The sequence below is a fragment of the Polaromonas sp. P3_C2 genome (genome assembly GCF_056402675.1).
This window is the reverse complement of sequence record NZ_JBFUGX010000160.1, coordinates 1-7,460: the sequence shown is the minus strand read 5'-3', so window position 1 is coordinate 7,460 and position 7,460 is coordinate 1. Positions and strand designations below refer to the sequence as shown.

Below are 7,460 nucleotides of genomic sequence, written 5' to 3'. Positions count from 1 at the left end.
TCATAGTGGATAGTTTTCATGGGAGAGGCTGGGAAAGGAGGGTTTTCACGGAAAACACCGCGGAACCGGCTTTGCCGGGCCGCTGGTGTTGCCCCCTTGAGGGGGAGGCGGCTGCGCAGCAGGCGCTTCGGGGGGGAGTCATATTCTTTCCACGATGGTCGCGATGCCCATGCCGCCACCCACGCACAGCGTGGCCAGGCCGTAGCGCAACTTGCGCCTGTGCAGCTCGTCGACCAGCGTGCCGAGGATCATCGCGCCGGTGGCGCCCAGCGGATGGCCCATGGCAATGGCGCCGCCGTTCACGTTGACCTTGTGGTGCGGCACCTTCATCTCTTTCATGAAGCGCATCACCACGGCGGCAAAAGCCTCGTTGACTTCGAACAGGTCGATCTGCTCCACCGTCATGCCGGCCCTGGCCAGCGCCTTGCGCGTGGCGGGCATGGGGCCGGTCAGCATGATGGTGGGGTCGGCGCCGCTCAGGGYGGCGGCCACGATGCGGGCGCGCGGCTTGAGGCCGTGGATTTTTCCGGCGGCTTCCGAGCCCACCAGCACAGCGGCCGCGCCGTCCACAATGCCCGACGAATTACCGGCGTGGTGCACGTGGTGGATGCGCTCGACCTGCGGATAGCGCTGCAGCGCCACGGCATCAAAGCCCATGCCGCCCAGCTGCTCGAAGGCCGGTTTGAGTGAAGCCAGGCCTTCCAGCGTGGTGTGGGGTTTGATGAATTCGTCTTCGGCCAGAATCGTCTGGCCCAGAAAATCCCTGACTGGTACGACGGAGCTTGCGAAGTGGCCAGCGGCGCGGGCTTGGGCAGCGCGCTGCTGGCTTTCGAGCGCAAAGGCATCCACGTCGGCGCGGCTGAAACCCTCCATCGTGGCGATCAGGTCGGCGCCTATACCTTGCGGCACAAACAGGGTGGCGCTGTTGGTCTCCGGATCTTGCGCCCAGGCGCCGCCGTCGGCGCCAATCGGTACACGGCTCATGCTCTCGACGCCTCCGGCCACCACCAGGTCTTCCCAGCCGGAGCGCACTTTCTGCGCGGCCATGTTCACGGCTTCCAGGCCCGAGGCGCAAAAGCGATTGACCTGAACGCCCGAGGCGCGGAAATCCCAGCCGGCCTTGAGCGCGGCCACCTTGGCAATCACCGCGCCCTGTTCACCCACCGGTGAAACCACGCCCATCACCACGTCGTCGATGGCCGCAGTGTCGAAGCCGCTGCGCCGTTGCAGGTCGGTCAGCACGTCGGCCAGCAGGTTGACGGGCTTGACCTCGTGCAGGCTGCCGTCTTTTTTACCTTTGCCGCGCGGCGTGCGGATGGCGTCGTAGATAAAGGCTTCGATGCTCATGATGGCTTTCCTCGGGAAGGCGGGAACGCAGGGCTGGCGGGGAGGGGCCGTTGAAGTATATGCATTTTGCAAAGCAGTCGCTTTGCATAAATAGACGAACGGAAAGCCGCGTTGCGTTGTAGTGGGCTAAGGCCTGACCTGACCTTCCTCAATTCCTGACCGACATCGTTCAGGGGAGGTGAATGCCCGCGATGAATCAGAGGTGCCGCGTCTCGGCAGGGGTGTTCCACCAGGCGTTGTTGCGCCCGTCCGAATAGTTGACCGGCGCGCTGATAAGTTCAGCCGGCTCGGCGTTGTCCAGCGCGGCGATGTTGATGGATACATAGTCGCCGCCTATCTGCTCCACGTAGCCCCGACCGAAAGGCCGCACGCCGCAGTGCCTGCAAAACAAATGGTGGCCGCTTTTGGTGCCGAACTGGTAGTCGCTCAGTTCGTTCTCGCCGGCCAGAAGCCGAAATGCGTCGGGTTTGATGATGGCGCCCCAGTTGCGGGTTTTGGTGCAGATGGAGCAATTGCAGCGGCCCGTGCCTTTGCTGAGGTCGATGTCGGCTTCAAAACGGACGGCGCCGCAGTGGCAGCTTCCGGTATAGGTCTTTTGCATGGGGCGACTCCTTGACGGTTGCAGGTTGTTGGGAAAATCCGGATATGACAGAATGTTGTCATGTCTGAAAGTATAGTTAAACGACAGCATGCTGTCAAATCGGGAATCGCCAACGAGGGGGTAGAGCGCACCCCGGCCGCCAGTTCCCTGAGCTGGCTGGTGGTGCAGGTGATGCAACTCAACGGCTTGTTGACGGCGGCCGGCGATGCGCTGGCGGCGCCGGCCGGGCAGACTTCGGCGCGCTGGCAGGTGCTGGCCGCAGTGGAAGACGCGCCGCTGTCGGTGGCACAGATCGCACGCGCCATGAACCTGACGCGGCAAAGCGTGCAGCGCGTAGCGGATTTACTGGTGGAAGAGGGGCTCAGTGCTTATGAAAACAATCCGGCCCATGCGCGCGCCAAGCTGCTGCGGCTTACGGCCAAAGGTCGCAAGGCCTTGCAAACCATACAGGCAGGGCAAAAAGTATGGGCCAATGCGTTAGCTGAGGGGATGAATGAGGCCCAGCTACGTGCCGCGAGCGCCGTGCTGGCGCAGTTGCAGCAGGCTTTGATGGTGCAGGAAGCGCCGCGGGAATAGTTGGAGTGCCGGCGCGTGCCGCTTAAGAGGGGTCTTTGCTGCGCGTGCGGCTCACGGCGCTGAAGATTCCAATCCCCAGGAAGATCAGCGCACCTATCCCGATGTACAGATGTGGCACGCCGGCCACCACGGCGCCCCAGATGACACCGGCCAGGAAAATCACGAAACCGATCATGTAAAGCGCAAAAGACATTTTCTTCTCCACGAAATGTTGTGGCCCCACTATGCGTGCCGTGGAGCCGCTGCTTTATCGGGTAGATGCGCTGATGGGTGTCAGCGAGGGCCTACGAATGGTTTCAGGAGGCTGCGGCCAATTCCGCCACCCCGGGCTTGAAGCCCTCCGGGAGGCCATTGCTTACGAGGCGGCCGCGCGGATGCATGGGACGCAGATATTGGTGAAGCACCAGGGCTGCAGCACCTACCGCTGAAGCCAGCAGGCCGTAACGCGCCACGCGCACCACCGGAGCGGTTACGCCGGCATGGGTGGCGTAGTTTTGCAGCGTCTCCTGGGCAACCCGCACCATGTCCGGAAAACGCTGGCAGGATGCGCCGCCCACCACCAGCACGCTGGGGTCGAAAGTGGTCCACAGGTTCTGCAGCAGCACACCCAGGTAGTGTCCCGACCGGTGAGCGTCCGCCAGCTGGCCCAGAGCACCCGAACCGATGAAGGCCTCCGCGCACCCACGCCGTCCGCAGGAGCACGCGGGTCCGTCGAGCTCCAGAATGCTGTGGCCGATCTCGCCGGCCATGCCCCGCATGCCGGTGAACAACCGGTCGTTGAGCACGATGCCCGCGCCCACGCCGACATCGCAGGTCACAAAAATCAGCGAGTCCTTGCCGTCGTTCTCCGAGAATTCGTATTCGCTCAGCGCGGCCGTGTCGGCTTCGTTTTGCACGTGCACCGGTACCGGAGGCAGGCCTGCATGAATCAGTGCCTGAGTGATCTGCGGCAAGAAGTCCACGTTGCGCCAGCCAAGGTTGGGGGCAAAGCGAACCACACCGGTGGTTTCGTCAAACGCGCCGGGCAGGCCTATGCCCACACCTGAAAGTTGCGCGCCGCGCAATACCAGCTGCGCCTGGGCCACTACTGTCAGGTCGGCAATCTGGCTGCAGACGTCTTGCGGCCGGGTGCCGCGCAAAGGTTCTTGCGTTGACCACAGCACTTRCCCCAGCAGGGACACGCTTACCACACGCAAGGTGTCGACTGCCACTTCCACACCAATCAGGCCGCGCGACCGGCAGTCGATTTGCAGGGGCGTGGAGGGCCGCCCCACACCGTTGACGGCGGCCATGCTGATTTCACTGAGCCAGCCTTCATCAATAAGTTCTCGCACCAGCAGGCTGACCGTCGACTTGGTCAACCCGCTATGGTTGGCCAGCTGCGCACGCGAGCGCCCCGGCTGGTTGCGCAGCAAGCGCATCAGCACACTGCGGTTGATGCGTTTGACAAGTTGCTGGTCACCTGTGGTTTTCATGGCCGATGGCATGGTTCAGGCAATGCGTTGCGGCGCCTGTGTTTTCCCTTCCGGCTGCTTGCCGGCGATGATCATGCCGAGAATCTGGTCTTCGTTCAGGTCGGCCGTGCGGTAAGTGCCGATCAGGCGGCCGTTTTTCATCACCGAGAGACGGTCGCTGAGCGAAAAAACATCCTGCATGTCATGCGTGATCAGGAAAATGCCCACGCCTTCGGCCTTGAGCTGGAGCACCARGTTGGCGACCATGGCGGACTCCTCCGGCCCCAAGGCGGCGCAGGGTTCGTCCATGATCAGGATGCGGGCATTGAAATAAATGGCGCGCGAGATGGCCACCACCTGGCGCTGCCCGCCCGACAGGCGCCGCACCGGGGTGTGGATGTTGGTGAAGTTTTTATTCAGGCGGCCAAACACCTTGCGTGCCTGTGCCTCCATGAAGTAGTCGTCCAGCGTATTCCAGGCCGTCATTTTTTCACGGCCCAGAAACAGGTTGGCCACGGCGTCCAGGTTGTCGGCGAGAGCCAGTGTCTGGTAGATGGTCTCGATGCCCTGGTGTTGTGCATCGGCCGGGGTCCGGAGATTTACTTTCTGCCCCATCACATGGATCTCGCCCGAATCGATCGGGAAAGCTCCGGCCAGCATTTTCATGAGTGTGGATTTGCCGGCGCCGTTGTGGCCCAAGACGGCGACAACTTCGCCTGGGTACAGATTCAGGTTCACGCCGTCCACGGCATGAACGCCGCCAAAAGCCTTGCGGATGTCCTTGAATTCGACCAGAGGTTCGGTAGTGATTTGCATTTCAGTGATCCATTGCGCTGCGCGCCACCCGCGACACATGAAACCGCACGGCAAAGGCCAGGGACACCGCGGAACCGGCTTCGCCGGGCCGCTGGTGTCGCCCCCTTGAGGGGGAGGCGCCGAAGGCGCTTCGGGGGTGTTTCATCCTAGCTTTCCTGTGCCCACTTGCGGTAGAGCACGTCAAATACCACCGCCACAATCAGCACCTGCCCGATGATGATCATGCGTTTTCCGATGGAGACATCCAGCAGCAGCATGCCGCTGTCCAGCGACTGCATGATGAGCGCACCCAGGACCGAGCCGATGATGGTGCCGCTGCCTCCGGCCAGTGCGGTGCCGCCGATCACTGCGGCGGCAATCACGAAGAGCTCCATCCCGGTGCCCAGCGAGTTGGTGCCTGCGTTCAGGCGGGCCACCGACACGATGGCCGCGATGGTGATGAGCACGGCGAGCAGGGCAAACAGCATGAGCGTTACCCGCTTGACCGGTATGCCGACCAGTACCGCGGCGTCGGGGTTGCCGCCCATGGCGTAAACATAGCGGCCAAAACGGGTGCGCTGGGAGATGAATGACATCACCACCGCCACGGCCGCCCAGATCAGCACCGGAATCGGGATGCCCTGGGGGGCGTCCTTGTTGGTGACCAGGTAGCTGTTCATGGTCGCGGCGAACGCGGCCAGCAGGGCCACCGGTGCCGCCACCAGCAGTACATCCACCCACACGGGCTGGTTGGGCATCTCATGGCGCGTGGAGGCACGGCGGCGCAGCAGCATGCGAACCACCAGCACCACACTCACGCAGGCGGTCAGGACCCAGGTGGCGGTCACGCCGATGCCGCCGTCATAGCCGCCGCCGAGTTGCAGAAAAGTCTCGTCGCTGACGGGCTGCGTCTTGCCGTCGGCCACCAGAAAAGCCGCGCCGCGCAAGGACATCAGCCCTCCCAGCGTGACCACAAAAGAAGGGACGCCGAGCATGGCGGTCAGCCATCCCTGGTACACCGACACCACCAGCGCCGCGGCCAGCCCGGCGAGTGACGCCGCCGGCCAGGACCATCCCAGGGTGTACTGAAGATAGGCGATGAGCACGCCGACAAAACCGATCACCGAACCGACCGACAGGTCAATATGCCGGGCCACAATGATCAGCACCATGACAGTGGACACGATGCCCACCACCGCGGTTTGCTGGGCAATGTTGTAGAGATTTTCAGGCGACAGGAAAATGCCGCCCGACAGGACCTGGAATACGCCCGCCAGGACGGCGAGCACGCCCCCCATGAACACCAGCCGCCAGTCGACAGCAGCGTTGCGCAGGAATCGAACGGGAAATTGCATGGTCTTGAGGATGCGGCACTCCCCAAGGCAACCTACAGGCCGGTTGCCTTGCCTGCTTGCGCAGAATGGGGAGCAGGTGGTTGAACGCCTGTATTAAAGCCTGTATTACTTGCAGGCCGCGACGTTGCCCGTGACACCCTTGCAGAGTTCGTCTTTCTTGATCCAGCCAGCCTTCACCACCACGTCGAGGTTGTCGCGGGTAATGGGCACAGGCTTGAGGAACTGGGCCTGCAGGGCGATCTTTTTCTCGCCACCGTTCCAGGAAGTCGCGCCGTCGACTTTTTTGCCGGCACCCAGATTGACAGCGGCGCTGGCCGCCTGTTTACCGAGGTCGCGCGCATCTTTCCATACCGACACGGTCTGGGTGCCCATGGCTACGCGGTTCAAGGCGGCAAAGTCACCGTCCTGGCCGGACACCGGCACGCCCTTGAGGCCCTTGGAACTCAGAGCCGCCACCACACCACCGGCTGTGCCGTCATTGGAAGCCACCACGGCATCGACCTTGCCGCCGTTCTTGGTCAGGATCTGTTCCATGTTTTTCTGGGCGACTTCGGGCTTCCAGCCCTCGGTGTATTCCTCGCCCACGATCTTGATGTCGCCTTTCTTGACGGCAGCGTCAATGATTTCCTGCTGGCCTTCGCGCAGGAAATTTGCATTCGGGTCGGTGGGGGAGCCCTTGATCATCACGTAGTTGCCCTTGGGCTTGGCCTGGAACACCGCGCGGGCCTGCATGCGGCCGACTTCTTTGTTATCGAAGGTGATGTAGAACACGCCGGGAGCCTCGATCAGGCGGTCGTAGGCAATAACCGGCACTTTTTGTTTGGTGGCCTTGTTCACGGCGGGCAGGATGGCGTCCTTGTCCATGGCCAGCACGATCAGGACCTTGGCACCCTTGGCCATCAGGCCGTCAATGTCCGCCAGTTGTTTTTCAGGGGAGCCCGCTGCGTCTGCGCTGATGTACTTGGCGCCCAGTTTTTCAAGTTGCGTCTTGATGGCGGCCTCGTCGGTTTTCCAGCGTTCCTCCTGGAAGTTGGACCAGCTGACGCCGACAGTGACCTGCGCAAATGCGCCGGCAGCGGCCAGGCTGAGTGCCATTGCGGTGAGGGAATTTTTTAGTTTCATGAATGTCTCCGATAGTTCTGCCCAGTCGGGCGTGTAGTTTTGAAAACCCAGCTGAATCCCGGTAATCGTTCCGCTGCAAAACGCAGCACTTCAGAATTAGTTTGAACGACGCACTAATTATGTGGACCTGAAAAATTCCCCGCCTAGGGACAAACCCCGGGTATGCGGGGGGCGCTTTAAATTTTTGATGGTTTCTGTAATACCAAAGGC

General features: G+C 62.1%; 8 protein-coding genes. 1 reads left to right on the top strand and 7 read right to left on the bottom strand.

The features are described from left to right. Positions 1 to 138: 138 nt before the first annotated feature. Together AC1DWI_RS08970 and AC1DWI_RS08965 are read right to left on the bottom strand one after the other, a co-directional pair. Complete coding sequence (locus tag AC1DWI_RS08970; protein ID WP_477724695.1) at positions 139 to 1,347, bottom strand: acetyl-CoA C-acetyltransferase; 1,209 nt, start codon at positions 1,345 to 1,347, stop codon at positions 139 to 141. Positions 1,348 to 1,543: 196 nt separating this feature from the next. Further along, the gene (locus AC1DWI_RS08965; RefSeq protein ID WP_477669376.1) at positions 1,544 to 1,948 is read right to left on the bottom strand and encodes a GFA family protein; all 405 of its coding nucleotides are present in this window, start codon (positions 1,946 to 1,948) and stop codon (positions 1,544 to 1,546) included. Between the two features lie 60 nt (positions 1,949 to 2,008). Here AC1DWI_RS08965 and AC1DWI_RS08960 point away from each other — a divergent pair, with 60 nt between their 5' ends. Further along, positions 2,009 to 2,524 carry a MarR family winged helix-turn-helix transcriptional regulator gene (locus AC1DWI_RS08960; RefSeq protein WP_477669377.1) on the top strand — a complete coding sequence of 172 codons (516 nt, stop codon included), beginning with the start codon at positions 2,009 to 2,011 and terminating at the stop codon, positions 2,522 to 2,524. A gap of 22 nt (positions 2,525 to 2,546) precedes the next feature. Here AC1DWI_RS08960 and AC1DWI_RS08955 read toward each other — a convergent pair whose 3' ends face one another. From AC1DWI_RS08955 to xylF, 5 genes are all read right to left on the bottom strand, one after another. Further along, entirely contained in the window at positions 2,547 to 2,717 is a 171-nt protein-coding gene (locus tag AC1DWI_RS08955; protein ID WP_457280702.1) for a hypothetical protein, read from the bottom strand. 103 nt (positions 2,718 to 2,820) lie between these two features. Further along, entirely contained in the window at positions 2,821 to 3,999 is a 1,179-nt protein-coding gene (locus tag AC1DWI_RS08950; protein WP_477724694.1) for an ROK family protein, read from the bottom strand. 15 nt (positions 4,000 to 4,014) lie between these two features. Further along, positions 4,015 to 4,794: an ATP-binding cassette domain-containing protein gene (locus AC1DWI_RS08945; RefSeq protein ID WP_477669379.1), complete on the bottom strand. Its 780-nt coding sequence runs from the start codon at positions 4,792 to 4,794 to the stop codon at positions 4,015 to 4,017. 146 nt (positions 4,795 to 4,940) lie between these two features. Then, positions 4,941 to 6,071 (bottom strand): sugar ABC transporter permease, encoded by a 1,131-nt coding sequence (locus tag AC1DWI_RS08940; protein WP_477669620.1) that lies wholly within the window; start codon positions 6,069 to 6,071, stop codon positions 4,941 to 4,943. A gap of 162 nt (positions 6,072 to 6,233) precedes the next feature. Next, complete coding sequence (gene xylF, locus AC1DWI_RS08935) at positions 6,234 to 7,250, bottom strand: D-xylose ABC transporter substrate-binding protein (protein WP_457280705.1); 1,017 nt, start codon at positions 7,248 to 7,250, stop codon at positions 6,234 to 6,236. Between the last annotated feature and the right edge of the window lie 210 nt (positions 7,251 to 7,460).